This window comes from Achromobacter sp. 10T422 (genome assembly GCF_056394065.1).
This window is the reverse complement of the sequence record NZ_JBFTHD010000006.1, coordinates 95,842-121,780: the sequence shown is the minus strand read 5'-3', so window position 1 is coordinate 121,780 and position 25,939 is coordinate 95,842. Positions and strand designations below refer to the sequence as shown.

The window sequence follows — 25,939 nt, the reverse complement described above, 5'->3', positions numbered from 1 at the left end:
GAGTCCGCCCTCGAGTCCGCCCGCGTGCGCATGAAAAAGGCCCGATGAAGATCGGGCCTTTTTTTGTGGCGAGAAGCGCCGGGGGCGTAACAGCCGGGTTAAGCAGCGGGGTTCAACCGCCCGGCTGAATCGACGCCAGCGCGACTTCGTTTTGCACAATGCGGCGGATGCGCACGGCATCTCCGATGCGCGACAGCTTGCCTTGCGAGTCCAGCAGCACGATCGCCAGATCGCGGCCATTGATGCGGGCCAGCATCACCAAGCATTCGCCGGCTTCGTTGATGTAGCCCGTCTTGGAGACCTTGATGTCCCAGTCGGGCTTGCGCACCAGCAGGTTGGTGTTGCGGAAGGTCTGCGTGCGGTTGTTGATCTCGACGTCGTACTCGGTGTCGGTCGAGTAGCGATGGATCAGCGGACGCTGCGAGGCGGCGCGCAGCAGGCGGGCCAGATCATGCGGCGACGACACGTTGTTGCTCGACAGGCCGGTCGGCTCAATGAAGCGCGTGCTGGTCATGCCCAGCGACTGCGCCTTGGCGTTCATCGCCGCGACAAAAGCGGGCAAGCCGCCCGGATAGTGGCGGCCCAGCGCGTTGGCGGCGCGGTTCTCGGACGACATCAGCGCCAGATGCAGCATGTCGCCGCGCGACAGCTTCGTGCCCACGCGCAGCCGCGAGGTGGTGTGCTTCAGACCATCGACATCGTCGTCGGTGATTTCAAGCATTTCATCCATCGGCAGGTTGGCGTCGACCACAACCACCGCGGTCATCAGCTTCGAGATCGAAGCGATGGKACGCACGACGTTTTCATTCTTGGCGAACAGGACGGTCGACGTTTCCAGGTCTTGCACATAGGCAGTGCTGGAACGCAGCGCGGCGGCTTCGGCGCGCACCGATGCCGCGGGCGGCGGCATGGCGGCGGACGCGGCTGCGCCCGAGCGGCCACGGCCGGCAGCGGGTTTATTCGGTTTGCCGTTCTTGCCCGAGGCGGCGGCCGTCTTCTTGGGGGGCGTGGCCTTGCCGGCCGCTTGCTTGCCGCCCTTGGGCGGGGCCGCCTTCTTGGCGGTGGACGAAGACTTGGGCGGGGCGGCCTTTTTGGCGGCAGGGGCGGCTTGTTTGCCGGCCGAGCTCTTGCCAGAGGCGGCTTTCGGAGCGGGAGCTTTCTTGGCTTGTTGCGCCTTGCAGGCCGCCGATTTGGCGTTCGTCTTGCAAGGGTCGGAATTCTTTGCGGCTTGCGCGGCAGGGGGCAGGAGCGCGCACAGCGCCAGCGCCGCCGGCGCTACCGCGTTCGCAATTGCACGTTTCCAGGAAAATGCCATGGTTTGAGCAGGCTTGTCAGTCTGTGAAGAAGTATTTCTTAAGCCGGCGGGACGTCGGTTCAGGAAAAGTCCAGATGAATTAGGGGCTTACGCGTCGAATTTAAACAGCACATTAAGTTGTACGCAAGGCGATTCGCAATGATGACTGAAAAAAATATCGGTGACGTATTGACGTCGCTTCAATTCGTCACAAGGCGCGACATGAGAAGCTAACGGCGCAAGGCGCGTGAGCGTAGCCCGGATTAACCCTCATCTGGCTGAACGTGCGGAAAATTTTGGGGGGGCAGGCGTCGGGATCGAGGCCGGAGGATGGCCTCGCCGGGTGGAATCGAACCACCAATTGACCCTTAGGAGGGGCCGGTTATATCCATTTAACTACGGCGAGACAGTCAAAACGACACTAACGTTTTGATATTGCAGAGAATCTTCCGGGCCAGAGTTTATCACTGCGGGCGCGGCAGTCTGAGCAGGACGCAAGTCTATCAGCAGCCGCAGCAAGCCCCAAATCAGGGCACGATTCCTGCGCCAAATTTAGGACCAGTCTGAAAATTGGGCGAAGGCCGTCCGCGTGGCCGTGCCGACGGCATAATGCCCGCAGCGCCGCCGGCCCACGATCAGAAAAACGAACTGCCCGCGGCACCCTCCCTGAACGCAGGAGACACGCGCCATGATGCTGGGCTGGCTTGCGCTTGCCTTGTTGACCTTCGCCGCGCTGGGGCTGGCCGCTGTCCGGCTGGCGCCCAGCCTGCGCGCAGGCGGCCGGGCGCCCGATGTGCTGGCCGCGCTGGAACATCTGGAGCAAGGCGTCAGCGTGGTCGATGCAAAGATGCGGCTGGTGGCATGGAACCGGCAATACCAGCGCTTCTTCGATTACCCCGAGGGGCTGCTGCGGGTGGGGCGTCCCGTGGCCGATGTCATCCGCTTCAATGCGCGGCGCGGCAAATTCGGCGCGGGGCCGGGGCTGGATATTGAAAGACTGGTTCGCAGGCGTATCGCGTTCATGCAGGCCGGGTCTGCCTACCGCCACCAGCGCACGCTGCGGTCGGGCCGGGTGGTGGAGTGGCATGGGCGGCCCTTGCCCCGTGGCGGGTATGTCACCAGCTACAGCGACATCACGGATTTCAAACGCACCGAGCGCGAGGCCGAGCTTGCGCAACGCTCGCGCACCCAGTTCCTGATGGCGGTGAGCCATGACGTGCTGCAACCCATCAACGCCGCGCGCCTGTTCGCCTCGGCCTTGCATGACGAGGACAAGCCCGAAGAGCAACGTCATCTGGCCGAGCGGATCAATACGTCACTGCGCGCGGCCGAAGAACTGTTGGACGGCCTGCTGGATATTTCCCGCTTGAATGCCGGGGCACTCAAGCCGGCGCTCAGCGACTTCGATGTGCAACCGATGTTGCACCAGCTGGCTGACCAGTACGGCGAACTGGCGTTGCGCGCCGGCCTGCAACTGCGCCTGCATGCACGCGGCCCACTTTATATACGCAGCGATCCGCGTCTGCTGTGGCGCATGTTGCAGAACCTGCTGGCCAATGCGCTGCGCTACACCCACAGCGGCCGCATCCTGCTGTGCGCCAGGCCTCGTGGCGGTGAGGTCGCGTTGCAGGTGTGGGACACGGGGCCGGGCATTCCGGCGCATCAGCTGCGCTGGATCTATGACGAGTTCCACCGCTATGAGCAGCCCTTGAGCCGCGGCGGCCGGGGCTTTGGGCTGGGCCTGTCCATCTGCCGGCGCTTTGCGATGCTGCTGGAGCACGCGCTGGATGTCCGGTCTGAAATGCATCGCGGCAGTGTGTTCTCGATTCGCGTGCCGCGCGTGCCTGCGCCCTGGTCAGGCCGGGCAGCGATGCCGCTTACGCCTTTGCCGCCGGCGTCCTTGCAAGGCTTGCGTGTGTTGTGCCTGGACAATGATCCCCATCATTTAAGCGGCTTGCAGGCCTTGCTGGAACGCTGGCAGGCCAGCGTGCTGTGTGCCACCCACTTGAACGACGCGCTGGCGCTGATGCGCCATGAACCCGATGTGCTGCTGGTTGACTATCACCTCTGTGATCGGCTGGACGGGCTGAACAGCCTGGACGTCTTGCGGGCGGCTACGCCCGGCGTGCGCGGCGCATTGTTGTCAACCGACGGCGGCGACGCCTTGAAGCACGCTGCGCGATTGCGCGGCTACCGGGTGTTGGCCAAGCCGATCAAACCGGCGTCGCTGCGCGCGTTTTTATCCGCGCAGTTGCGCGATCAGAACTTGGCGCCGTAGCGCCACGTGTTCAAGCCCAGCCGGCCCGCAATCAACACCGCCTGCGTGCGGTTGGTGACGCCGAGCTTGCGCATGATGGAAGTCATGTGCGCTTTGATGGTGGCTTCAGACACGCGCAGCTCGTGGGCGATCTGCTTGTTCAACAAGCCCGCACCCACCATTTGCAGCACACGGAACTGCTGCGGCGTCAGTTCCCGCACGCTGGCCGCCAATGACTTTTCCGGCGAAGGCGCGGCGGTTGTGCGGGCTGGCCCGGTGGCGCCGTAGCCGGTCTCGGGCTGCCAGGTGCCGCCGTCCAGCACATGCAACAGCGCCGTGCCCAAGGTATCGGCATCGGAAGATTTCGGGATGAAGCCCATCACACCATGCGCCAGCGCCCGGCGTATCAAGAGCGGATCTTCATGCGCCGACACGATGACGATCGGCAGTTGCGGCTGCTGGCCGCGCAGATGAATCAGCGGGCCCAGGCCGGACGACCCGGGCATGTCCAGATCCAGCAGCAGCAGGTCGGCATCGGGGCAGGAGTCGACCAGATCGTAAAGCGCGCTGATCTGGTCGGCTTCATGGATGATGGCGCCGGGCATCACCCGATCAATCACCCCTCGCAGGGCGTCGCGGAACAGTGGGTGATCGTCGGCAATAAGCAGAACAGGCATCGGCCGATCATGCCACACGCCGTTCGCGCACCAGCGCTTGCACGACGGACGGATCAGCCAGCGTGGTGATGTCGCCCAAGTCGTCGATGGTGTTTTCGGCGATCTTGCGCAGAATGCGCCGCATGATCTTGCCCGAGCGCGTCTTGGGCAGGCTGGGCGCCCATTGCAGATGGTCGGGCGTGGCGATGGGCCCGATCTCGCGGCGCACGTGCGCCACCAGTTCCTGGCGCAAGCTGTCAGACTGCGACGTGCCGGTTTTCAACGTGACATACACGTAGATGCCCTGGCCCTTGATGTCGTGCGCGAAGCCCACGACTGCCGCTTCCGCTACCTTCGGATGCGACACCAGCGCGCTTTCCAATTCGGCCGTGCCGATGCGGTGGCCGCTGACGTTCAACACGTCGTCCACGCGGCCAGTGATCCAGTAGTCGCCGTCTTCATCGCGGCGGCAGCTGTCGCCGGTGAAGTACATGCCGGGATAGTCCTTGAAGCAGCCCTGGATGTAGCGCTGCTCGTCGCCATACACCGACCGCGCTTGCCCGGGCCACGAACCGCGGATGAACAGGTTGCCTTCGCCCGGCCCTTGAATCACCGTGCCGGTTTTCACATCGACCAACTCGGGCTGGATGCCGAAGAACGGCATGCTGGCCGCGCCCGGCTTGCACGCCGTGGCGCCCGGCAACGGTGAAATCAGGATGCCGCCGGTTTCCGTCTGCCACCAGGTATCGACGATGGGGCAGCGGCCTTCGCCCACCACGTCGTGATACCAGCGCCACGCTTCGGGGTTGATGGGTTCGCCCACGCTGCCCAGCAAGCGCAACGACTCGCGCGACGTGCGCCGCACGGGCTCGGCGCCTTCGCGCATCAGCGCGCGGATGGCGGTGGGGGCGGTGTAGAAGATGGTGACCTGATGTTTGTCGATCACTTGCCAGAAGCGCGAGGCGTCCGGGTAGCTGGGCACGCCTTCGAACATCAACGACGTGGCGCCGTTGGCCAGCGGCCCATACACCAGATAGCTGTGGCCGGTGATCCAGCCCACGTCGGCCGTGCACCAGAACACGTCGCTGTCGCGGATGTCGAAAATGGCGGCGTGCGTATAGGACGCATACACCAGGTAGCCGCCCGTCGTGTGCAGCATGCCCTTGGGCTTGCCGGTGCTGCCGGACGTGTAGAGGATGAAGAGCGGGTCTTCGGCGTTCATGCGTTCGGGAATGCACTCGTCCGGCTCGCGGTCCATCAGGCGGTCGAGCCAGTAATCGCGTTCGGCCTTCATCGGGATGGATGCGCCCGTGTGCTTCACGACCAGCACCGTGCGCACGCCTTCCATGCCCGGCATGTCGAGCGCGGCGTCCACGTTGGCCTTCAAGGGAATGGGGCGGCCCGCGCGGCGGCCTTCGTCGGCGGTGATGATGGCTTTGGCGCCGCAGTTGCGCACGCGGTCGGCAATGGAAGCGGGCGCGAATCCGCCGAACACCACGTTGTGCACGGCGCCGATGCGCGCGCAGGCCAGCATCGCGGCAACGGTCTCGACAATCATGGGCAGGTAGATCGTGACACGGTCGCCCCGGCCGATGCCCAGCCGGCGCAGCGCGTTGCCCATCTTGCAGACCTTGGCGTGCAGCGCGCGGTACGTGATGCGTTGGGCGGGCTCGTCAGGGTCGTCAGACTCCCAGATCAGCGCGGCCTTGTCGCCGCGTTTTTCCAGATGCCGATCCAGGCAATTCACGCTGACATTCAATTCGCCATCGGCATACCAGCGGATGCGGAAGTCGTCAGCATCAAGGTTGACGTCGCGAATTTGAGTGGGGTTGCGATACCACTGCACGCGCTGTGCGGCGTTCGCCCAGAAGGCATCGGGATCGGCGAGCGACGCGGCATAGCACGCGCGGTATTGATCCTGCGTCACCGTGTCCGGCCCGGCAAAGCCCTGAGGCACGGGATAGAAATCGCGGATGGGTTCCATGGTGGCTCCTGTGTGGGGTTAATGGGCGACGGCGGTGGTGGCGCCGATGCCCGTCTGGCTGCGGACGGTCAGGGCGTCAAATGCCGCGGCTTCTTGCTGAGCGCGTGGGCTGTGGTCCAGCTTGGAGAACAGCCAGATCGAGAAGAAGGCAAGCGGGATGGACAGGATTCCCGGGTTGGGAAACGGCGTGATGGGGGTGGCGAAGCCGAACACGTCCACCCACACGGTCGTGCTCAGCACGACCCAGATCGTGGCCGAGGCCAAGCCAAGAAAGCCGCCGATGGTGGCGCCGCGCGTGGTGCAGCCGCGCCATGAAATCGACAGCACCAGCACGGGGAAGTTGGCGCTGGCGGCAATGGCGAAGGCCAGTCCCACCATGAAGGCCACGTTCTGGTTTTCGAACACGATGCCCAGCAGAATGGCCAGGATGCCCAGGGCGATGGTGGACAAGCGCGATATGCGCATTTGCTGGTGCTCGGTGGCGCGGCCACGGGCGATGACGTTGGCGTACAGGTCATGCGAGATGGCCGCCGCGCCCGCCAGCGCCAGCCCCGCCACCACCGCGACGATGGTGGCGAAGGTGACGGCCGCCAGGAAGCCCAGCAACAGGTTGCCGCCCACGGCGTTGGCCAGATGCACGGCCACCATGTTGGTGCCGCCGATCAGACTTTTCATCATGTCGAAGCTGCCGTCCGCGCCCGTCACGTAATACTCAGGATGCCGCACCAGCAATGCCACGGCGCCAAAGCCGATGATGAAGGTGAGCAGGTAGAAGTAGCCGATGAAGGAGCTGGCGTAGATGACCGACTTGCGCGCTTCCTTGGCGTTGGACACGGTGAAAAAACGCATCAGGATGTGCGGCAGCCCGGCGGTGCCGAACGCCAGCGCGATGCCCAGCGACAAAGCATTGAGCGGATTGCTGCTGACTTCCGCGCCCGGCGCCAACAGTTCCATGCCCGACGGATGCACACGCGCGGCTTCGGCCAACAGCGCGTCGGGGCTGTATTCAAAGGCGGCCATCACCAGCACCGTCATCAGCGTGGCGCCAAACAGCATCAGCACGGCCTTGATGATCTGCACCCAGGTCGTGGCCGTCATGCCGCCAAAGGCGACGTAGATCATCATCAGCGAGCCCACGATCAGCACGGCGATGTTGTAGTCCAGCCCGAACAGCAGCACGATGAGCTTGCCCGCGCCCACCATCTGCGCGATCAGGTAGAGCGCGATGATCAGCAACGACGCGCTGGCGGCCAGCACGCGCATTGGCGTCTGCGCCAGCCGGAACGACGTCACGTCCGCAAAGTTGTAGCGGCCCAGATTACGCAGGCGTTCGGCAATCAGGAACATCACGACCGGCCAGCCGAACAGAAAGCCGATGGCGTAGATCATGCCGTCAAAGCCGCTGACATAGACCATGCCCGCAATGCCCAGGAACGAGGCTGCGGAAAGATAGTCGCCCGCAATGGCCAGGCCGTTTTGAAAGCCCGACAAGCCGCCGCCCGCTGTGTAGAAGTCAGAGGTGGTGTGCGTGCGCTTGGCCGCCCAGTAGGTGATGCCCATGGTGCCCGCAATGAACACCAGGAACATGACGATGGCGGAGGTGCTGGTTTGCGCGTTCGTGGCGGCGCGCGCGGCGCCTGCCAGCGCACAGCCCAGTACGAAGATCAATGCGGCGCCCAATTTCTTGTTTTTCATGACACGTCCTTGATGATGGCGGCCAGCAGAGGGTCGAAGACGGTGTTGGAGATATGGACGTAGGCCGAGATCAGCACCACGGCGCTGCACACGACGAGCGTGCCGGTCAGCACGCCGATGCTCATCGTCATGCCCGGCATGGGGCGTGCGAAGAAGACCGGGTCGAATGCAAGGGTCAGGATGAAGCCCGCGTAGATGACGCTGGCGATGGCGAAGAACAGCAGGCTGGTCCGGCTGCGGCGGCGCAGTAATTCCTGATATTTGGGATGCCGGAGGACGGCGGCGACTGTGGTGTCGGGGGAGGGCATGTGGGGTCTCCTTGTTGTTATTGCCGGACGGCATGCAAGTCCGGGGCGGCCCGCTCGGTGATGCCCGGCGGGCCTCTGCCCAATATAGAGACGCATCGCTTCGCCGGACACACGACCTTAGTCGTAGGGGTCCGCCCTAGGGATCAGGGGCGCACGCCGTCGGAAATGTGGGATGCGCCAGCATGGCTATTGCCGGTTCGCCCAAGGCGATTTGTATAAGATGTCGAAAGCTGTCCCGAGGAGGGGACACAGACCCACACAACAACGAGACACGGGTTTCATGTCTAGCCAAACCGATTCGATTTCCACGCGCACCCTCATCCTGGGCACTCTGGTGGTGCTGCTTGCCATGGGCGTGCGCGCCACTTTTGGTCTTTTCATGCAGCCGATGGGCCTGGCGCATGGCTGGGGCCGCGACGTCTTTTCCATGGCGTTCGCCTTGCAGAACCTGGTCTGGGGCGTGGCCTGTATCTTCATGGGCATTCTGGCCGACCGCTACGGCTCGGGCCGCACGATCGCGCTGGGTGCGGTGCTGTACATGTTGGGCATGATCGGCACGCGCTTCGCCACCGACGAAACCACGCTGTACCTGACTGCGGGCGTGCTGGTCGGGCTAGGGCAGGCGGGCACCACGTTCCCGGTGATCTTGCCGGTGGTGGCGCGCGCGGTGCCGCCGGCCTACCGCAGCACTGCGATGGGCATCGCCAGCGCGGGCGGATCGTTGGGCCAGTTCGCCGTGGTGCCAACCGGCCAGGCGCTGATCACCGGCATGGATTGGCCGGGCGCGTTGTGGGTGCTGTCACTATTCGTGGCCTGCGCCGCGCCGCTGGCCTATTTCCTGCGCGGCCGTCCGCATGCGCAGTCGGGGCCGCAACAGTCGCTGGCCTCGGCCGTGCGGCAAGCGGTGCGCCATCCGTCGTTCCACTTTCTGTTCTGGAGCTACTTCGTCTGTGGCTTCCACACCGCCTTCATCACCTTGCACTTGCCGGCCTACGTCACCGATGGCGGCCTGACGCCGGGGCAGGGCGCAACCGCCGTGGCGCTGATCGGGCTGTTCAACGTGGTGGGGTCGTTCTACGCGGGCAAGCTGGGCGGCAAGCACAGCAAGAAGCGGCTGTTGGCGCTGGTCTACTTCATGCGCGCCTTCGGCATTCTGCTATTGCTGGCGATGCCATTGTCGGCCTGGGTGCTGTACGCGTTTGCGGCGTGGATGGGGCTGTTCTGGCTGGGCACGGTGCCGCTGACGCAAGGGCTGATCGGGCAGATCTACGGCCTGCGCTACGCGGCCACGCTGTCGGGCATTGTGTTCCTGGGCCATCAGCTGGGCAGCTTCACCGGCGTCTGGCTGGGCGGCTATGCCTACGCCAAGACGGGCAATTACGACATGGTCTGGTGGCTGGGCGTGGCGCTTGCCGTCATCGCTGCGCTGCTGTGCCTGCCGGTGCGCGAACAGCCGGTGACGCCGGTTGAGCCCCGGCCGGCGTCGGCTTGAGGTTGCTTTGACGTGCCCTGCCGTTGTCCTGACTTTGCCCTGACCTTGTCTTGATGTGAACCCGACTAAGAATGCGCCAAAAATGTCACACGGAGAGCGATCAATAATGTCAGCGCCCCCTTCCACCGTTCGACGCCACCGCGGCTGGCGCGCCGTGGGCATGCTGGCGCTGGCCGCCGTGCTGGGCTTGGCGTTCTGGGGTTACACCACGCCCCAGATGCAGATCCATTGGGAAAACCTGGCGGCGCTCTGCGGCTTCTAGCCGGTTTTTCAGCGTTTTATCCCGCCTCGGCTCGCGGTATCCTACGACGGAGTTTTCTCCGTCGTTTTTCGTTTTCCCCGCCCGCCACCCCGCGCGCGATTTTTTTCCCCGCCCGCCACCCGCGCGCGATTTTTGGATGCCCATGCAGGACGCATCGTTTTCCTATCCCTCTTTGTCGTTGCCCGACATCGGCGCCATGCCCGCCGCAGACACGCTGGTGCTGACGGTGAACAACCGCCTGTCGCGTCGGCTCACGCTGGAACTGGCGGGGCTGCTGCGCCAGGAACGCCAGGTCAGCGAACTGCCGCGCATTCTGCCGCTGTCAGCGTGGCTGGCGGAATCCGCCAACGAACTGGCGTTTGAAACCGACGACGACGTTCCCGCCTACCGGCTGGACAGTTTCGCCACGCAATTGGTGTGGACGCAAGCCATCCGCGCCGAAGAAGCCGAACGCGTACTGCTGGACGCCAGCCAGGCGGCGCGGCTGTCCATGGACGCCGACCTGTTGATGGACGAATGGAATTTGCACGTGCCGTCTGGCGCGGACACGGACGAATACCGCGGCTTTGCCCGCTGGCGCGAGCGCTATCGCGAAACGCTGGCCAGCATTGATGCCGAAGACGCGAACCAGGGCTATGCGCGTGTGTTGCGCGCGCTGGAAGATGGCCGGCTGGCCACGCCCGCGCAACTCGTGCTGGCTGGTTTCACGGATGTGTCGCCGCGTTTTCAGCGCCTGCTGCACGCCTTTGAGGCGCAAGGCACGGCGGTTGCGCAATGGCGCGATGCCCAGCGGGTGGAAACCGTGGCGCGGCGGTTCGAGGCCGCAGACCAGGGTGCGGAATGGCGCGCCGCGGCGGCGTGGGCGGCCAGCCAATTGAAGGCGCATCCGCATGGCCGCTACGCCATCGTGTCGCCGCAGCTGGAAGCTGAATCACCCTTCGCGCGGCGCGTGTTGAGTCAGGCGCTGGCAGGCCGCGATGGCGCGCCGGCGTATGCCTTTAACGTGGCCGTGGGCCGCCCGCTGAATGAATGGCCGATGGCGCGCGCCGCGCTGGCGTGGCTGCGGGCGCTGGCCGAATGCGCCGATGGCAAGGGCTGCGGCGTGGACGTGTTGGGTGCGGCGCTACTGGCTGGCCATTGCGCTAGCGACGTGCGCGACCGCGCGCGGTTGGCGGCTATCGACGCGCGCTGGCGCCGTCAGGCTGTGCAGCATGTCGGCCCGCAAGCATGGAAGAAGTTGCTGGCCGACACGCCAGCGTTGGCGCAGGCCTGGAACCAGGCCATGGAAATCTGGACGCAAGGCGGCCGCCAAGCCACCTGCGACGTCTGGATGCTGCGCATGAAGGCCGCGCTGATGGCGCTGGGTTTCCCCGGCGAAGGCGTGCTGGACAGCGTGGGCTACCAGGTCATGGGCGCATTGGGCGACGCGCTGGGCAGCTTTTCGGCATTGGCGCCTGCGGCCGGCCGGCTGGGCGGCGTGGCCGCAGTGAACCTGCTGCAAAGCGTGGCGCGGTCGGCCTCGTTCCAGCCGCAACGCGACCCCTTGGCGCGGCTGGACGTGCTGGGTCTGCTGGAAGCCGAAGGTGGTTCTTGGGATGGCGTGTGGATGCTGGGCCTGACGGACGACGTTTTGCCCGCGTCCCCCAAGCCGAATCCGCTGTTGCCGCTGGCGGTGCTGCGTCTGGCCAAGGCCCCGCGCGCAACGCCTGAACGCGAACGCGAATGGGCCGAAGGCATGTATGCCGCGCTGTGCCGTTGCGCGCCCGACATCATCGTCAGCCATGCCCATATGGATGGCGAGCGCGAACTGCGCCCGTCTCCATTGATAGCGGCTGCTGCGCTAACAGACTTCACGCCGGCCGCAGCCGAGCTTGCTACCGCCTTGCCGCAGGAATCTTTGGAAGACAACCAAGGCCCGCCGCTTGCGCCGGGCAATCGTGGGGGCGGCGGCCTGGACGTGCTGGACACGCAGGCGCGCAATCCCTTGTGGGCATTCGTGCGGCACCGCTTGGGCGGACGCGAGCTTGCGCCGTATGCGGACAGCGCCACGGTGAACGTGCGGGGCCAGTTCCTGCATAAAGCGTTGGAGCTGGTGTGGGGCATGATGCCCGATCAGGAAACGCTGCACGAGGTCATGGCCACGGGCCGCTTGCCCGCCTTGCTGGAGCAGGCCGTGGCGCAAGCCGCGGACGAAGAACTCAAAGACTACGCGCCCGCGTTGAAGGCGCTGGAATGCCAGCGGGCGCGTGCCGTGCTGGCGTCGTGGCTCGACATGGAGGCGCAGCGCCTGCCCTTCGCCGTTGCCCAGGTCGAAAAGAATCATCAGTGGCAGCGCGGCGCGCTGAACCTGAAGCTGCGGCTTGACCGTATCGATAGCTTGGCCGACGGGCGCAACGTCATCGTTGACTACAAAACGGGCGTGGCCGCCGCCAAGCCCGAACCTGATTGGTCGCGCAGCCGTCCGGTGAACGTGCAGTTGCCGTTCTATGCGTCGGTGTTGGCGGACGCCGCGGGCGGCGAGGTGGCCGGCCTGGTGCTGGCGCAGATTCACGCGCGGCAAGTCGCTGCGCAAGGTCTGGCCGACGAAGACTTGGGCGTGCCGGGCGTCACCCTCGCCAGTGACAGCAAGTATTTCGATGGCCTGTCCTGGCCAGACATCCGGCAACGCTGGCGCGTGGCCATCGAGGCCCTGGCCGATGAGTACGTGGCGGGGGTGGCGGCCAATGTGGCCTACCGCCGCGACGATTTGAAATACTGCGATGCATTGCCGTTCTTGCGTTTGCATCTTGACGACGAGGACGCCTAAGCCATGGCCGACATTGAACGCCTGCCACAGGACCACGCCGCACGCACCGACGCGCTGGACCCGACCCGCTCGTTTCTCGTGCAAGCGCCGGCCGGCTCCGGCAAGACCGAGCTGCTGACCGACCGCATTCTGGCGCTGCTGGCCACCGTGAACCGGCCCGAAGAAATCGTCGCCATCACGTTCACCCGCAAGGCCGCGTCCGAAATGCATGCGCGCGTGCTGAGCAAACTGCGCCGCGGGCTGGTCGCGCCGCCCGAAGCCATGCACGAACGCCGCAGCTGGGAGCTTGCGCGCGCTGCGTTGGCGCGCAACGAGGCGCAGGGCTGGCACCTGCTGGACCACCCGGCGCGTTTGGCGATTCGCACCATCGATTCGTTCTGCGCGGGGCTGGTGCGCAGCATGCCCTGGCTGTCTGAACTGGGCGGCATGCCCGAGATTACCGACGATGCGCGCGCGCACTATGAAGCCGCCGCGCGCGCCACGCTGGACCTGGCCGACGATTACGAAGCCGTGCGCATCCTGCTCCAGCATCTGGATGTAGACGTGCAGGCAGCCAAGGACGCCATCGCCGACATGCTCGGCCAGCGCGACCAATGGCTGCCGCTCTTGCGCCACGGTTCTGATCGCGCGGGCATGGAAGCCATGCTGGCTGAAGCCATCGGCGAAGACCTGGACGCGCTTTGCGACGCCATGCCGTATGGCTGGGCCGAATCGCTGTGCGGCCCCGCCCGTCTTGCCGCGGCACAATTGCAGGACGGCGAAGACGACAACAAGCTGCTGGCGCTGCTGGACTGGACGGACGAACTGCCGCCTGACGCCGACGTGCTGGACCAGTGGCGCGCCGTGGCGCATCTGCTGCTGACCGGCACGGGCACCTTGCGCAAGACGGTCAACAAGAACCTGGGCTTTCCGGCCAAGTGCGCGCACAAGGAACCCTTTGTGGCGTGGCTGGAAGCGGCCGACGCGCAAGCGCCTTGGGTGCGCCGCCTGAACGCCGTGCGCGATATCCCCGAGCCGCATTTCACCGATGCGCAATGGGAAGTGCTGGGCGCGCAGCTGATGACCTTGGCGCTGGCCGTGGCGCAGCTGCGTCTGCGCTTCGCTGATACCGGCGAGGTCGACTTCATTGAAATCGCGCAGCGCGCGGCCGCCGCATTGGGCAGCGCCGATGACCCGGGCGAACTGCTGCTGAAGCTGGACGCATCCATCCGCCATCTGCTGATCGACGAATTCCAGGACACCAGCCAGACGCAGCTGGACTTGCTGCGTACGCTGACGTCGGGCTGGCAGGCGGGCGACGGCCGCAGCCTGTTCCTGGTGGGCGACCCGATGCAATCCATCTACCGCTTCCGCAAAGCCGAGGTGGGGCTGTTCCTGGAAGTGGCCGACATCGGCGTGGGCGAGTTGACGCCCGACTTCCTGAACCTGACCGACAACTTCCGCTCGCAGGCGGGCATCGTGGACTGGGTGAACCAATCGTTCGCGGGCCTGCTGCCCAAGCGCAGCGACGCTGCGGCGGGAGCGATCACGTACAGCCCGTCCACCGCCTTTCATGATGCGCTGCCGGACCCGGCTGTGCGCTTTCACCCCGCGTGGTCACGCGCGGGCGCGGCCCCCGCTGAAGAGCAGGCCGAAGATATCGCCGTGGGGCTGGTGCGCCAGGCGCTGATCGATCACAAGGGCGCAAAGCATCCGGTTGCGGTGCTGGTGCGCGCGCGCAGCCACCTGGGCAACCTGACGCGCCGGCTGGCGCAAGAAGGCATCCGCTGCCGTGCCGTGGACTTGGTGCCCTTGGCGCTGCGTCCGGTGGTGGCGGACCTGGTGCAACTGGTGCGGGCGCTGTCGCATCCGGCCGACCGCATGGCTTGGCTGTCGGTATTGCGCGCGCCGTATTGCGGGCTGACGCTGACGTCCTTGCAGCGCCTGTTCGGCGATGATCACATCACGCCCGTGCCGGTGCTGCTCGAACGCGCGTTGCGCATCGTGCCGTCAACGGCGCCGGTCGCCGCCAGCACTGCGCCGCAAGGTTCCTTGTTTGATGATGCCGCGCCGGCCGCCGCCGAGTCGCCTTCTGCGCAAGCCCTCTTGAGCGCCGACGAGTTCGAACGCCTGCGCCATGTCGCGGCCATTTTGCTGGACAAGCGCAACGCCTCGGGCGCGATGCCTTTCGCAGCGTGGGTGGAGTCGCTATGGCGGCGCTTGGGCGGCCCCGCGTTGTATGCCGGCCTGTCGGTGGCGAACGATGCCGAAAGCCTGTTCCAACTGGTTGAGCGTCTGGCGCCGCACGGCGGCATCGACCCGGCCGCGCTGGACGCGGGCATCTCGCGCCTGTTCGCGTCTCCGGATGCTGCGGACGAAGACGAAGGCGCAGTCGAAATCATGACCATGCACAAGTCCAAGGGCCTGCAATTTGAAACGGTCATCTTGTATGGCCTGCATCGCGCGCCCCGGGGTGACCAGGCGCCGCTGGTGCGTTTCGAGCAAAGCGGCGGCCGCGTGCTGTTCGGCCCGGTCAAGCCGCGCGCGGAAACCGAAGCTGATCCGGTGTCGCGCTATCTGGGCGCCCGCGAAGCGCGCCGGGCGTCGTACGAAATTGACCGCCTGCTGTACGTAGCGGCCACCCGCGCGCGCAAACGCCTGCATCTGGTGGGCCACGTGTCGGTGGACGAGGCCAGCGGTCAGGTCAAGACGCCGCCATCGGCCAGCCTGCTGGGACGCTTGTGGCCGTGCCTGATCACGCCCGTGCCGCCCGCGCTGGAAGGCGAGGCCGAACCCGACGCCATTGACGGCCCCGAATGGCAAGGCGAACCCTTGCGGCGCGTGGCCAGCGACGGCCTCGCACAACTGGCGCGCCTGTCGACCATCACCGTCAGCCCCGGTTTCGGCGCCGCCGAACGCGGCGCGTGGGGCGACGGCGGCGAGCATCCCGCCTGGCAACTCGAAGCCGGCTACGACGCCGCCATCGGCACGCTGGCGCACGCCTGGCTGGCCCGCATCGGCCAAGACGGCGTCCACACCTGGCCCGCCGACGCCCTGGCCGAACGCCTGCCCGCCATGCGCCGCCAACTGACCCGCGCCGGCATCCCCGCCAGCCAAGCCGACGCCGCCGCCGAAGCCGTACTCGAAACCCTGCAAGCCACCTTGGCGGATGATCGCGGCTTGTGGCTGCTATCCCAATCCGGCGCCCGCCGCGAATGGCCGCTCATTGACGCCGCCGGCAAGGTATCGGTCATCGACTTGGCGCTGAGTACCGAAGACGGCTGGCTGATCGTCGACTACAAAACCGGCCGCCCGCACCCCGGCGAATCCCCAGCTGCGTTCGCGGCAAGAATGCGCCAGCGTCATGGAGACCAGTTGCTGCGGTACTGCACGCAAGTGACATCGCTAGACGGCCGCAAAGCCAAAGCCGCCCTCTATTTCCCCCGAGCCAAGGCATGGATTGACCTTCAGCCATAGCGCAAAGGCGGGCCGTGTCGATCGAAGGGTAAGGCGTCGATATCAAGCACTGGCGCGAGACGGATTAAGCGCGATAAACGCCCGCATGGGCGTGAAGATTTCACCGCCCCTCCCACCCCACGAAGCACAAAGCGGCGAGAGAGCAAGCCAAAGCGAAGCACAAAGCGGCGAGAGAGCAAGCCAGAGCAAAGCACAAAGCGGCGAGAAAGCAAGCCAGAGCAAAGCACAAAGCGGCGAGAAAGCAAGGCAAAGCGAAGCGAGCCAAAAATGGCAAGCGAAGCAAAGCCATCACCCCCTCCCCCTCGGGGGGAGGGCCGGGGAGGGGGCAACATACCGCCCCTTGGGGCCCGCCTGCCGGAAGGCTGGCAAGCAAGCATCGCGCAGCTCTGCTAGAATTCCGGCTGGCGGGCCCCTTCGCATGGTTCGACGGTGAACCTGGTCAGGTCGGGAACGAAGCAGCCATAGTCGTTTAGGGTCAGTGCCGGAGTAAGGCTCGCCAACCGGATTCTTCAAAGCAAAGGGTCATGAATTCAGTTCATGGCCCTTCGCTTTCAAGGGGGACGGGGTTATTTTCCAGGGATTCGTTCCGCGGGAATAAGCCCGTCCCCTTTGCATTTCAGCCAGCACGCGAAACAGGCTCTACAATCCAGCCATGACTTATCTGGTACTGGCCCGCAAGTGGCGGCCGAGATCGTTCGATACCCTTGTGGGACAGGATCACGTGGTGCGCGCGCTGACTCACGCGCTCGACACCCAACGCCTGCACCATGCCTGGTTGTTCACCGGCACCCGGGGCGTGGGCAAGACCACGCTTTCCCGCATCCTGGCCAAGTCGCTCAACTGTGAAATCGGCATCACGTCCAAGCCTTGCGGCGTCTGCCGCGCTTGTACGGAAATCGACGCCGGGCGCTTTGTCGACTACCTGGAACTGGATGCGGCCTCGAACCGCGGCGTCGAAGAAATGACGCAGTTGCTCGAACAGGCGGTGTACGCGCCGGGCGCGGGGCGCTTCAAGGTCTACATGATCGACGAAGTGCACATGCTGACCGGCCACGCTTTCAACGCCATGTTGAAGACGCTGGAAGAGCCGCCCCCTCACGTCAAATTCATCCTGGCCACCACCGATCCGCAAAAGATTCCGGTGACGGTGTTGTCGCGTTGCCTGCAATTCAATTTGAAGCAGATGCCGGCCGACTCCATTGTTGGCCACCTGCAAGCGGTGCTGGGCCAGGAAGCCGTCCCTTTTGAAGTGCCGGCCCTGCGCTTGATTGGCCAGGCGGCTCAAGGGTCCATGCGCGATGCGCTCTCCCTGACCGATCAGGCCATCGCCTATAGCGCTGGCAACATGACCGAGGACGCCGTGCGCGGCATGCTCGGCACGATCGATCAGCGCCATCTGGTGCGCCTGCTGGATGCCTTGTCCGCGGGCGACGCGAAAAGCGTGCTGGCCGTGGCCGACGAATTGTCCACGCGCGGGTTGTCCTACGCGGGGGCGCTGGCCGATCTGGCCGTGCTGTTGTCGCGCGTGGCGATCGAACAGCGTGTCACCGGCGTCACGCCGGCTGAAGACCCGCTGGCGGCCGACATTGCGCGCCTGGCGCTGAGCCTGCATCCCGACGCCGTGCAACTGTTCTATTCCGTGGCGGTGCATAGCCGCAGCGAATTGACGTTGGCGCCTGACGAGTACGCCGGCTTCATCATGGCCTGCCTGCGCATGTTGTCGCTCAATGGCGACGCCGGCCCGCAGACCGCGCTGGAAGCGCCCGCCACGCCTGCCCGCCAGACGGCGGAACCGGCGGTGGCAGTGGCAGCTCCGGCGGTCGAGGCGACTGCTGCCGCAGCGCCGGCCGCGGCCGCTGCCGTTGCTCCTGCTGTTGCTGCCAACGTACCCGCCGCAGGCGTTCCTGCGGCAGGCGGTCCTGCGGCAGGCGTACCCGCCGCAGGCATTTCTGCGGCAAGCGCACCTTCGGCAGGCGCTCAAGACACCGCCGTCGCCTCGGCAGCGGCTCCGGCTGCCGAGCTCGCGTCCGAGCCGGCCGTCGGGTCGGCCGTCGGGTCGGCTGTTACCTCGGTCATTGCACCCGTAGCAGCGCCCGCCGCCTCATCCGCTGAACCCGCTATCACCGCAACCACGGTGGCTGCCGTTCCCGCTGCGCCGGCCTCCGCCGACGTTCAGCCCGAGCCCGCCGCGACCGCAGCCCAGCCCGCCGCAAACGCAGCCCAGCCCGCCGCAACCGCAGCCCAGCCCACCGCAGCCGCCGACAGCGTGCCGCCTTGGGAAGACTTGCCCGCGGATACGCCGGCCGCCGCTGCATCAGCATCCCCCGCAGCAACGCCTGGCTCCGTCCAAGCCGCGCCCGCATCCCCCGCAACGCCCGACGTCACCACCGCCAAAGCCGCAGGCTCCGCCGCGCTGGCGGTCACGCCTGCTGTCGCGGCGGTGTTGGCGACAGCGCCGGCAGACGCCGACGGCGACGGCCCGCCTTCCTGGGTCGACGAAGAAATCCCCTTCGAAGCCGAAGGCGGTTTCGTTCCTGAAAGCGGCTTCACGTCCGACCCGGACGACGATGATTTTGAAACGCTGGCCAGCGCGCCTTCTGTCGCGCCGCCTGTGGCCGCCGTCCGCCGCGAAGGCGCAGCCCCGACGCGCAAGCGCGGCTCGCGCGCCCGTGTCACGGACATGACGCAAGCCGGCTGGCCCGAGTTGGCCGCGACCCTGCCCGTCACCGGCCTGGCCGCTGAACTCGCGCGGCAAAGCGAATGGGCTGGCGTACAAGGTGACGCGATCATCCTGCGCGTGGCTGTGAAAACCCTGGCCGAAAGCGAAAGCCGGGTTCGCCTGCAAACCGTCTTGTGCGAACATTTCGGTCAGGGCATCCGGCTGGACGTGCGAGTTGGCGTCACCGGCGACGACACGGCGCATGCCGTGGCGAAAGCCGAACGCGCAGCGCGCCAGCAGGCCGCCGAAGATGCGGTGGCCGTTGATCCTTTTGTGCAAGCGTTGCTGGCCGATTTCGGGGGCCATGTCGTCCCCGACTCCATCCGCCACGTTGATCCCCCGGCCGCTGCCTGAGGCGGCGGCCCCTCTTATTCCCCTCGTTCAAGGAACATCCATCATGATGAAAGGACAACTGGCCGGCCTGATGCGCCAGGCGCAGCAGATGCAGGAAAACATGAAGAAGGCGCAAGACGCGCTGGCCGAAATCCTGGTCGAAGGCGCCTCGGGCGGCGGCCTGGTCAAGGTCACCATGACCTGCCGCCACGACGTCAAGCGCGTCGTGATCGACCCGTCGCTGCTGGGCGATGACAAAGACATGCTGGAAGACCTGGTCGCCGCTGCGTTCAACGACGCGCTGCGCAAGGCCGAAACCACGTCGCAAGAAAAGATGGCGGGCGTCACCGCCGGCATGCCGCTGCCCCCGGGCATGAAGCTGCCGTTCTGATCGACGCCGCCCTAGGCCGCAATGGACCCCTTACTGCCTGAACCCGAACCGCTGGTGTCGCTGATCGAGGCGCTGCGGCGCCTGCCCGGCGTGGGCGTTCGATCCGCCAGGCGCATGGCGTATCACCTGCTGCAGCATGACCCGCAAGGCGCGGACATGCTGGGGCAGGCGTTGGCCGGCGCCGTGCGCGATCTGAAGCACTGCGCCCGCTGCAACAGCTTTTCGGAAGACGAAGTCTGCGGAACTTGCGCCAATACCAAGCGCGACCCCTCGCTCTTGTGCATCGTTGAAACGCCCGCTGATCAGAACATGATCGAGTCCAGCCACGGCTACCGTGGCCTGTACTACGTGCTGATGGGCCGGGTCGCGCCGCTTGAAGGCATCGGCCCGCGCGAGCTGGATTTCGATCGCGTCATCAAGCGCGCCACCGACGGCGTGGTTCAGGAAGTCATCCTGGCCACCAACTTCACGGCGGAAGGCGAAACCACGGCTCACTTCCTGGGTGAAGCGCTGGGCGAACGCGGCTTGCGCGTGACGCGTCTGGCGCGTGGCGTGCCGGCCGGCAGCGAGCTGGAATATGTGGACGCCGGCACGATCGCCTGGGCGCTGATGGAGCGTAAGACGACGTAATCAAGGCAGGGCTCGCAACATCAAAAAGCCCACCGGCAACGTACCGGGGCGGCAAACTGTGAGGTAGACAAACCATGTCAGCGCTGACCGGACTCAAGGTCCTGGAACTCGGCACGCTCATCGCCGGCCCGTTCGCCGCGCGCATCTTCGGCGAATTCGGCGCCGATGTCATCAAAGTGGAAACCCCGCACGGCCCTGATGGCACGGGCGGCGGCGATCCCATCCGCAGCTGGCGCCACCTGCACGAGGGAAATTCGCTCTGGTGGACGGTACAGGCGCGCAACAAGCAATCCATCGCCCTCAATCTGAAAGACCCGCGCGCGCAGGAAATCGCCCGCAAGCTGGCGCTGGACGCCGACGTCGTGGTTGAAAACTACCGGCCCGGCGTGCTGGAAAAGTGGGGCTTGGGCTATGAGCAACTGCGCGCCATCAACCCCGCGCTGATCATGGTGCGGCTGTCGGGTTACGGCCAGACCGGCCCCTTGAAAGACCAGCCGGGCTTCGGCGCCATCGGTGAATCGATGGGTGGCCTGCGTTATGTGTCGGGCCACCCCGACCGGCCGCCGCTGCGGGTCGGCATCTCCATTGGTGATTCCATTGCCGCGCTGCACGGCGTGATCGGCGCGATGATGGCGCTGCGCCACCGCGACGCCACGGGCGGCCGCTGGAATGGCAAGTCGGGCGCTGAATGCTCCGCGGGCCAAGGCCAGATGGTTGACGTGGCGCTGTACGAAGCCGTCTTCAACATGATGGAAAGCCTGGTGCCCGAATACGACGTGGCCGGCGTGGTGCGCGAACGCACCGGCGGCGCGCTGCCGGGCATCGTGCCCTCCAACACGTACACCACCCGCGATGGCCAGAACATCGTCATCGCCGGCAATGGCGACGCCATCTTCCACCGCCTGATGCGCGCCATCGGCCGCGACGACCTGGCCGAAGACCCAGAGCTGGTGCGTAACGATGGCCGCGCCCGCCGGGTCGAAGAGATCGACGGCGCCATCCAGCAATGGTGCGGCGGCCGTGGCATCGAGGACGCGTTGGGCGTGCTGAAGGCGGCGGATGTGCCGGTCGGCAAGATCTACAGCGTGGCCGATATGTTCAACGATCCGCAGTTCCTGGCGCGCCGCATGATCGAACAACATCACTTCGCCGATGGCCGTCCGGTCAAGCTTCCGGGCGTGGTTCCGAAGCTGTCCGAGACCCCTGGCCAGACGCGCTGGGTGGGGCCGGCTTTAGGGGAACATACCGAGGAAGTCCTGAAATCGCTGGGGTATGATTCAGCGGCTATTGATGAGCTGGCGAAGACCGGCGCTATCGGTAAACCCGACAATTAGGAGACAACCATATGTCAGTTACTCGCCGTGACTTGCTCAAGATGGCTGGCGCTGCCGGCGTCATGGGCATGGCGCCCGCCATCGTGCGCGCACAGAAACTTGAAAAGACCAAGGTCCAGATCGCCGTGGGCGGCAAGCCCCTGATCTATTACCTTCCGCTGTCCATCGCAGAAGCGCGCGGCTACTTCAAGGACGAAGGCCTGGAGGTCAGCATTGCTGACTTCGCCGGGGGTTCGAAGGCCTTGCAGGCGGTCGTGGGCGGCAGCGCCGACGTGGTCTCGGGCGCGTTCGAACACACGCTGTCCATGCAGTCCAAGGGCCAGGCCTACCGCGCCTTTGTGTTGCAAGGCCGCGCGCCGATGATCGGCGTGGGCGTGTCCAAGAAGAACCTGCCCAACTACAAGGGCCCGGCCGACCTCAAAGGCAAGAAGATCGGCGTGACCGCGCCGGGCTCGTCCACCAACATGGTGGTGAGCTTCTTCCTGGCCAAGCACGGCCTGAAGGCGTCGGACGTGTCCATCATCGGCGTGGGCGCAGGCGCAGGCGCCGTCACGGCATTGCGCAGCGGCCAGATCGACGCCATCTCCAACACTGACCCCGTGGTGTCGATGTTGGAAATGCCGGGCGACATCCAGATCATTGTCGACACGCGCACGCTGAAAGACACGCAGGACATCTTTGGCGGCAACATGCCCGCCGGCTGCCTGTACGCGCCGCAAGCCTTCATCGACGCCAACCCGAACACCACCCAGGCGCTGACCAACGCGCTGGTGCGCGCCGACAAGTGGATTCAGAAGGCCGGCCCCGACGAGATCGCCAAGATCGTGCCGGAAACCTATCTGCTGGGCGACCCGGCCGTGTACAAGGCCGCCATCGCCAAGAGCCTGGAAGGCCTGTCGCCCGACGGCATGATCCCCGAAGACGGCGCCGCCACCGCGCTGAAGGCGCTGGCCGCCTACCAGGCGGACTTCGACGGCGCGAAGATCGATCCGTCCAAGGTCTGGACCAACGATTTCGCGCGCCGCGCCAACGAGAAGTATGCCAATGGCTGAAGCCGCACTGTCGCTGGAAAATATCAGTTGCACCTTTGTTTCGCGTGACGACCGGTCGCAGCGCTACACCGCTGTCAGCGACACGACCCTGGCCATTGCGCCAGGGGAGTTCGTGTCGGTGGTGGGCCCGACCGGTTGCGGCAAGTCCACGCTGCTCAACGTGGGCGCCGGTTTGCTGGCGCCGTCCTCGGGCCAGGTGAAGGTGTTCGGGCAACCGTTGTCCGGCATCAATTCCCGCGCGGGTTACATGTTCCAGGGCGAGGCGCTCTTGCCCTGGCGCAGCGCGCTGGACAACGTGGTGGCCGGCCTGGAGTTCGCAGGCGTGGCGCGGCCGGAAGCGCTGGAGCGTGGCCGCGAGTGGATGCGTCGGGTCGGCCTGGGCGGGTTCGAGCAACGTTACCCGCACCAGATGTCGGGCGGCATGCGCAAGCGCGCCATGCTGGCGCAGACGCTGATCCGCGATCCGGACATCATCCTGATGGACGAGCCGTTCTCGGCGCTCGACATCCAGACGCGCCAGCTGATGGAAAACGAGGTCCTGGAATTGTGGATGGCCAAGCGCAAGGCTGTGCTCTTCATCACGCACGACCTGGACGAAGCCATCGCCATGAGCGACCGCGTGATCGTGCTGTCGGCCGGGCCTGGCACGCATCCGATCGGCGAATTCACAATCGACCTGCCGCGTCCGCGCGACGTGGCTGAAGTGCGCGCCCATCCGCGTTTCGTCGAGCTGCACTCCGCCATCTGGGCCGTGCTGCGCGAAGAAGTGCTCAAGGGCTATGCCCAACAGAAGCGAGCCTGAGGTATGTCGAAGTCATTCAAATCCGGTTCCGCCAGCCTGCGCTTCTGGCAACTGCTGCTCTTGGTTGTCATCCTGGGCGTCTGGCATTTCGCATCGCGTGATTCCAAAGTGGCGTTCTTCTTCGGTGAACCGCTGAAGGTCTGGGGCCGCATCTGGGCCTGGTTCGTCACCAACGCCGACATCTACACGCACTTGTGGGTGACGCTGACCGAAACCGTGCTGGCGTTCTTCATCGGCACCATCGCCGGCCTGGGCTTCGGCTTGTGGCTGGGCTTGTCGCCCCGAGCAAGCGCCATTCTCGACCCCTACATCAAAGCCGCCAACTCGATGCCGCGCGTGATTCTCGCGCCTATTTTCGGCATGTGGTTCGGGTTGGGTATCTGGTCGAAGGTGGCGCTAGCGGTCACGCTGGTGTTCTTCATCGTGTTCTTCAACGTCTACCAGGGCGTGCGCGAAGTCAGCCCGACCTTGCTGGATAACGCCCGCATGCTGGGCGCACGCAAGCGCCAATTGCTGCGCCACGTGTACCTGCCGTCGGCCACGAGCTGGGTGTTTTCCAGCTTGCACACGTCCGTGGGCCTGGCCTTCGTGGGGGCGGTGGTGGGCGAATACCTGGGTTCGGCAAGCGGCGTGGGCTACCTGATCCTGCAAGCGGAAGGCACGTTCGACGTGAACACGGTGTTCGCGGGCATCGTCGTGCTGACGGCGTTTGCGCTGGTGTTGGACTACATCGTCGGCATCGGTGAAAAGCGCCTGATGAAGTGGCAGCCCAAGTCAGGCGAAACCGAAAAGCTGTAGCGCGTCACGCCAGATCACGACACGACAACGCCACCGCGTTACGGGCTTTCAGGCCCGTAGCGCGCGCTGGCTGCGCAGCCAGATCGTCAGGCTGTCGAACGCGTCGCGCGCGCCATGCAGCGCGTGCGCTTCGCGTCCCCGGGCGCCGGCTTCGCTGTCCAGAAATTGTAGAAATACTTTCCACATCGGCCCGACCTGTTCGCCATAACCGCGCAAATAGCGCAGCGGCAAAGCGGGGGTAACGTCCGCCAGATGCTTGGCCAGAAAGCGGCCGCCCAATTGCGAACCTTCGACCACATACGCCACGCCCAATGCGTACGCGTCGGCCGTATGCAGCTGTGGCGCGTCGGTGCATTGCGGCACGGGGCTCAAGTCACCGGCATCGGCCAGGTCGGCGCGCAGCCAATCGCTTTTGCCCGCGCGCACCGGCGCTTGCAGGCTGCCCGGCCAGTCCAGCCGCCAGAGCTGTTGCTCCAGCGGTTCCAGCCAGCCGAGCAGGGCGCGCAGGTAGTTCAGATAGTCACCGCGATCAATGTCGCCGCCGGTCAGGGCCAGGCCCTGGTCCAGCGTTTCGTGCTGCTCGCGCGTGCCTTCTCTAAGGACCTGATGGACGGGTGAAATCATGGGGGCCGCTCACTTGTCTGGGGTGGGGGCGGGCAGGTGCAGCGACCAGCACTGCGCTTGCCGCTCCAGACGCCAGCCCGACGCGGCCGCAAGCAACTCTACATCCTGCGGAGTGATCGCCGTTGCCGGCGCGGCAACGTCGTCGTCGCCAAACTCGGAGGAAAAATGGGCGTGCCAGGCGTGAGTTTGCGAGAGGTCCAACGTCAAGACGACGTCGGCGGGCATCGCTTGCAGCAGGCTGAGCAGCCAGGCCAGCAGCAGATACCGTGAGGTGAATTGCGGCAGTTCCTCATCGGCGACATCTTCGGGCCAGACCACGCTTTGCCGCGACAAGAGCAGTTGCGAGAACATCAGCTTGCGGCATTCGCGAAGCAGTGTCTCGGTGCTCGTGCGCGCGCCGTTGTCGGCCAGCCATTGGTCCAGTTCCCGCACAACGGCTACGCCGTCGTCCAGCATGCCGGTGAGGTCGCCCGCCAGACGCTGGCAGCGCTGCTGCAAGGCGTTGGCGTCAGCGCCTTCGGGCGACTGGCGCAGCATTGCCGCCGCAAGCGATGCATTGGACAGCGGGCCCACGACATCGTGGCGCAGAACCGGAAATATCTGCGCCAGCACCTTCAGGCGCACGCCATGCGCCGCCAGGGCAAGCAGCGACGGGCTGATCGGCACGGCAGGCGGCGTCATTCGGCTTGGCGCAGCACGGCAAGCAGCGCGTCCGGGTCGGCGGGTTTTTCGATCCAGCCATTGAACATGTCTTCGGCGTCGCCGCGGCGTTCATGGCGTGCAAGGCCGCTTAGCGCATAAATGCGCGCCGGCGTCTTGCGGGCGCGCAGGCGCGTGGCCAGTTCGTAGCCGTCCATATCGGGCAGCAGGATGTCGACGAGAACGGCTTCGGGGCCGAAGCTGTCAACCAGTTCCAGCGCTGCTTCACCGGTGGCTGCGCAACGCGCCTCCAGCCCCGAAAGCGTCAGGAATTCGGCCAGCAGCTCCGAGCCCATTTCATTGTCGTCAACCAGCAGGACGCGAACCGCGCGTACTTCATCCAAAAG

The 25,939-nt window shown here is 65.6% G+C and carries 20 protein-coding genes, 1 tRNA gene and 1 other RNA gene; 13 read left to right on the top strand and 9 right to left on the bottom strand.

Annotation, left to right across the window (positions count from 1 at the left end):
* Positions 1-112 precede the first annotated feature (112 nt).
* Positions 113-1,315: a D-alanyl-D-alanine endopeptidase gene (pbpG, locus tag AC1DB0_RS16980; protein ID WP_476758710.1), complete on the bottom strand. Its 1,203-nt coding sequence runs from the start codon at positions 1,313-1,315 to the stop codon at positions 113-115.
* A gap of 310 nt (positions 1,316-1,625) precedes the next feature.
* A tRNA-Arg gene (locus tag AC1DB0_RS16975) sits at positions 1,626-1,700 on the bottom strand.
* Positions 1,701-1,982: 282 nt separating this feature from the next.
* Here AC1DB0_RS16975 and AC1DB0_RS16970 point away from each other — a divergent pair.
* Positions 1,983-3,572, top strand: coding sequence for a hybrid sensor histidine kinase/response regulator (locus AC1DB0_RS16970; protein WP_054422473.1), 1,590 nt, complete (start codon positions 1,983-1,985; stop codon positions 3,570-3,572).
* Here the strand turns inward: AC1DB0_RS16970 and AC1DB0_RS16965 are convergent.
* From AC1DB0_RS16965 to AC1DB0_RS16950, 4 genes are read right to left on the bottom strand one after another with little or no spacing between them, the layout of a single operon-like run.
* Entirely contained in the window at positions 3,554-4,228 is a 675-nt protein-coding gene (locus tag AC1DB0_RS16965) for a response regulator (RefSeq protein WP_476758020.1), read from the bottom strand. The genes AC1DB0_RS16970 and AC1DB0_RS16965 overlap by 19 nt on opposite strands.
* Before the next feature lie 7 nt (positions 4,229-4,235).
* A complete protein-coding gene (gene acs, locus AC1DB0_RS16960) occupies positions 4,236-6,191 on the bottom strand; it encodes an acetate--CoA ligase (RefSeq protein WP_476758021.1) in 1,956 nt (651 codons plus the stop codon).
* Positions 6,192-6,209: 18 nt separating this feature from the next.
* Positions 6,210-7,886, bottom strand: coding sequence for a cation/acetate symporter ActP (gene actP / locus AC1DB0_RS16955; RefSeq protein ID WP_054422471.1), 1,677 nt, complete (start codon positions 7,884-7,886; stop codon positions 6,210-6,212).
* Positions 7,883-8,194 (bottom strand): DUF485 domain-containing protein, encoded by a 312-nt coding sequence (locus AC1DB0_RS16950; RefSeq protein ID WP_054422470.1) that lies wholly within the window; start codon positions 8,192-8,194, stop codon positions 7,883-7,885. Before AC1DB0_RS16950 ends, actP begins: the two co-directional genes overlap by 4 nt.
* A gap of 280 nt (positions 8,195-8,474) precedes the next feature.
* On the opposite strand from AC1DB0_RS16950, the gene AC1DB0_RS16945 reads away from it, so the two are divergent.
* The 12 genes from AC1DB0_RS16945 to AC1DB0_RS16890 all read left to right on the top strand — a co-directional run bounded on the left by AC1DB0_RS16945 (position 8,475) and on the right by AC1DB0_RS16890 (position 24,269).
* Entirely contained in the window at positions 8,475-9,686 is a 1,212-nt protein-coding gene (locus AC1DB0_RS16945) for an MFS transporter (RefSeq protein ID WP_054422469.1), read from the top strand.
* Positions 9,687-9,792: 106 nt separating this feature from the next.
* On the top strand, positions 9,793-9,948 hold the full coding sequence (locus AC1DB0_RS16940) for a hypothetical protein (RefSeq protein WP_175171464.1): 156 nt from the start codon (positions 9,793-9,795) through the stop codon (positions 9,946-9,948).
* A 142-nt stretch (positions 9,949-10,090) separates the two neighbouring features.
* Entirely contained in the window at positions 10,091-12,754 is a 2,664-nt protein-coding gene (locus AC1DB0_RS16935) for a PD-(D/E)XK nuclease family protein (RefSeq protein ID WP_476758022.1), read from the top strand.
* A 3-nt stretch (positions 12,755-12,757) separates the two neighbouring features.
* A complete protein-coding gene (locus AC1DB0_RS16930; RefSeq protein WP_476758023.1) occupies positions 12,758-16,210 on the top strand; it encodes a UvrD-helicase domain-containing protein in 3,453 nt (1,150 codons plus the stop codon).
* Between the two features lie 403 nt (positions 16,211-16,613).
* An RNA gene (gene ffs / locus AC1DB0_RS16925) (signal recognition particle sRNA small type) lies at positions 16,614-16,711 on the top strand.
* A gap of 151 nt (positions 16,712-16,862) precedes the next feature.
* The gene (gene dnaX / locus AC1DB0_RS16920; RefSeq protein ID WP_476758024.1) at positions 16,863-19,283 is read left to right on the top strand and encodes a DNA polymerase III subunit gamma/tau; all 2,421 of its coding nucleotides are present in this window, start codon (positions 16,863-16,865) and stop codon (positions 19,281-19,283) included.
* A 43-nt stretch (positions 19,284-19,326) separates the two neighbouring features.
* Positions 19,327-19,653: a YbaB/EbfC family nucleoid-associated protein gene (locus AC1DB0_RS16915; RefSeq protein ID WP_006221090.1), complete on the top strand. Its 327-nt coding sequence runs from the start codon at positions 19,327-19,329 to the stop codon at positions 19,651-19,653.
* 21 nt (positions 19,654-19,674) lie between these two features.
* Positions 19,675-20,283, top strand: coding sequence for a recombination mediator RecR (recR, locus tag AC1DB0_RS16910; RefSeq protein WP_054427963.1), 609 nt, complete (start codon positions 19,675-19,677; stop codon positions 20,281-20,283).
* Positions 20,284-20,357: 74 nt separating this feature from the next.
* Complete coding sequence (locus tag AC1DB0_RS16905) at positions 20,358-21,617, top strand: CaiB/BaiF CoA transferase family protein (protein ID WP_476758025.1); 1,260 nt, start codon at positions 20,358-20,360, stop codon at positions 21,615-21,617.
* A gap of 11 nt (positions 21,618-21,628) precedes the next feature.
* Positions 21,629-22,669: an ABC transporter substrate-binding protein gene (locus AC1DB0_RS16900; protein ID WP_054427961.1), complete on the top strand. Its 1,041-nt coding sequence runs from the start codon at positions 21,629-21,631 to the stop codon at positions 22,667-22,669.
* The gene (locus tag AC1DB0_RS16895; RefSeq protein ID WP_054427960.1) at positions 22,662-23,471 is read left to right on the top strand and encodes an ABC transporter ATP-binding protein; all 810 of its coding nucleotides are present in this window, start codon (positions 22,662-22,664) and stop codon (positions 23,469-23,471) included. The genes AC1DB0_RS16900 and AC1DB0_RS16895 overlap by 8 nt, the downstream gene beginning before the upstream one ends.
* 3 nt (positions 23,472-23,474) lie before the next feature.
* Entirely contained in the window at positions 23,475-24,269 is a 795-nt protein-coding gene (locus AC1DB0_RS16890; RefSeq protein ID WP_006222859.1) for an ABC transporter permease, read from the top strand.
* A 48-nt stretch (positions 24,270-24,317) separates the two neighbouring features.
* Here AC1DB0_RS16890 and AC1DB0_RS16885 read toward each other — a convergent pair whose 3' ends face one another.
* Genes AC1DB0_RS16885 through AC1DB0_RS16875 form a run of 3 tightly spaced genes read right to left on the bottom strand, consistent with a single transcriptional unit; the run spans position 24,318 to position 25,936 of the window.
* On the bottom strand, positions 24,318-24,893 hold the full coding sequence (locus AC1DB0_RS16885; RefSeq protein WP_441372118.1) for a biliverdin-producing heme oxygenase: 576 nt from the start codon (positions 24,891-24,893) through the stop codon (positions 24,318-24,320).
* Positions 24,894-24,902: 9 nt separating this feature from the next.
* Positions 24,903-25,574, bottom strand: a complete 672-nt coding sequence (locus AC1DB0_RS16880; RefSeq protein ID WP_175171471.1) for a hypothetical protein — start codon at positions 25,572-25,574, stop codon at positions 24,903-24,905.
* The gene (locus AC1DB0_RS16875; protein WP_054427957.1) at positions 25,571-25,936 is read right to left on the bottom strand and encodes a response regulator; all 366 of its coding nucleotides are present in this window, start codon (positions 25,934-25,936) and stop codon (positions 25,571-25,573) included. Before AC1DB0_RS16875 ends, AC1DB0_RS16880 begins: the two co-directional genes overlap by 4 nt.
* Between the last annotated feature and the right edge of the window lie 3 nt (positions 25,937-25,939).

Coding starts and splice junctions, on each gene's coding strand:
- AC1DB0_RS16970 (WP_054422473.1), top strand. CDS start 1,983: ATGATGCTGGGCTGGCTTGCGCTTGCCTTGTTGACCTTCGCCGCGCTG.
- AC1DB0_RS16965 (WP_476758020.1), bottom strand. CDS start 4,228: ATGCCTGTTCTGCTTATTGCCGACGATCACCCACTGTTCCGCGACGCC.
- acs (WP_476758021.1), bottom strand. CDS start 6,191: ATGGAACCCATCCGCGATTTCTATCCCGTGCCTCAGGGCTTTGCCGGG.
- actP (WP_054422471.1), bottom strand. CDS start 7,886: ATGAAAAACAAGAAATTGGGCGCCGCATTGATCTTCGTACTGGGCTGT.
- AC1DB0_RS16950 (WP_054422470.1), bottom strand. CDS start 8,194: ATGCCCTCCCCCGACACCACAGTCGCCGCCGTCCTCCGGCATCCCAAA.
- AC1DB0_RS16945 (WP_054422469.1), top strand. CDS start 8,475: ATGTCTAGCCAAACCGATTCGATTTCCACGCGCACCCTCATCCTGGGC.
- AC1DB0_RS16940 (WP_175171464.1), top strand. CDS start 9,793: ATGTCAGCGCCCCCTTCCACCGTTCGACGCCACCGCGGCTGGCGCGCC.
- AC1DB0_RS16935 (WP_476758022.1), top strand. CDS start 10,091: ATGCAGGACGCATCGTTTTCCTATCCCTCTTTGTCGTTGCCCGACATC.
- AC1DB0_RS16930 (WP_476758023.1), top strand. CDS start 12,758: ATGGCCGACATTGAACGCCTGCCACAGGACCACGCCGCACGCACCGAC.
- dnaX (WP_476758024.1), top strand. CDS start 16,863: ATGACTTATCTGGTACTGGCCCGCAAGTGGCGGCCGAGATCGTTCGAT.
- AC1DB0_RS16915 (WP_006221090.1), top strand. CDS start 19,327: ATGATGAAAGGACAACTGGCCGGCCTGATGCGCCAGGCGCAGCAGATG.
- recR (WP_054427963.1), top strand. CDS start 19,675: ATGGACCCCTTACTGCCTGAACCCGAACCGCTGGTGTCGCTGATCGAG.
- AC1DB0_RS16905 (WP_476758025.1), top strand. CDS start 20,358: ATGTCAGCGCTGACCGGACTCAAGGTCCTGGAACTCGGCACGCTCATC.
- AC1DB0_RS16900 (WP_054427961.1), top strand. CDS start 21,629: ATGTCAGTTACTCGCCGTGACTTGCTCAAGATGGCTGGCGCTGCCGGC.
- AC1DB0_RS16895 (WP_054427960.1), top strand. CDS start 22,662: ATGGCTGAAGCCGCACTGTCGCTGGAAAATATCAGTTGCACCTTTGTT.
- AC1DB0_RS16890 (WP_006222859.1), top strand. CDS start 23,475: ATGTCGAAGTCATTCAAATCCGGTTCCGCCAGCCTGCGCTTCTGGCAA.
- AC1DB0_RS16885 (WP_441372118.1), bottom strand. CDS start 24,893: ATGATTTCACCCGTCCATCAGGTCCTTAGAGAAGGCACGCGCGAGCAG.
- AC1DB0_RS16880 (WP_175171471.1), bottom strand. CDS start 25,574: ATGACGCCGCCTGCCGTGCCGATCAGCCCGTCGCTGCTTGCCCTGGCG.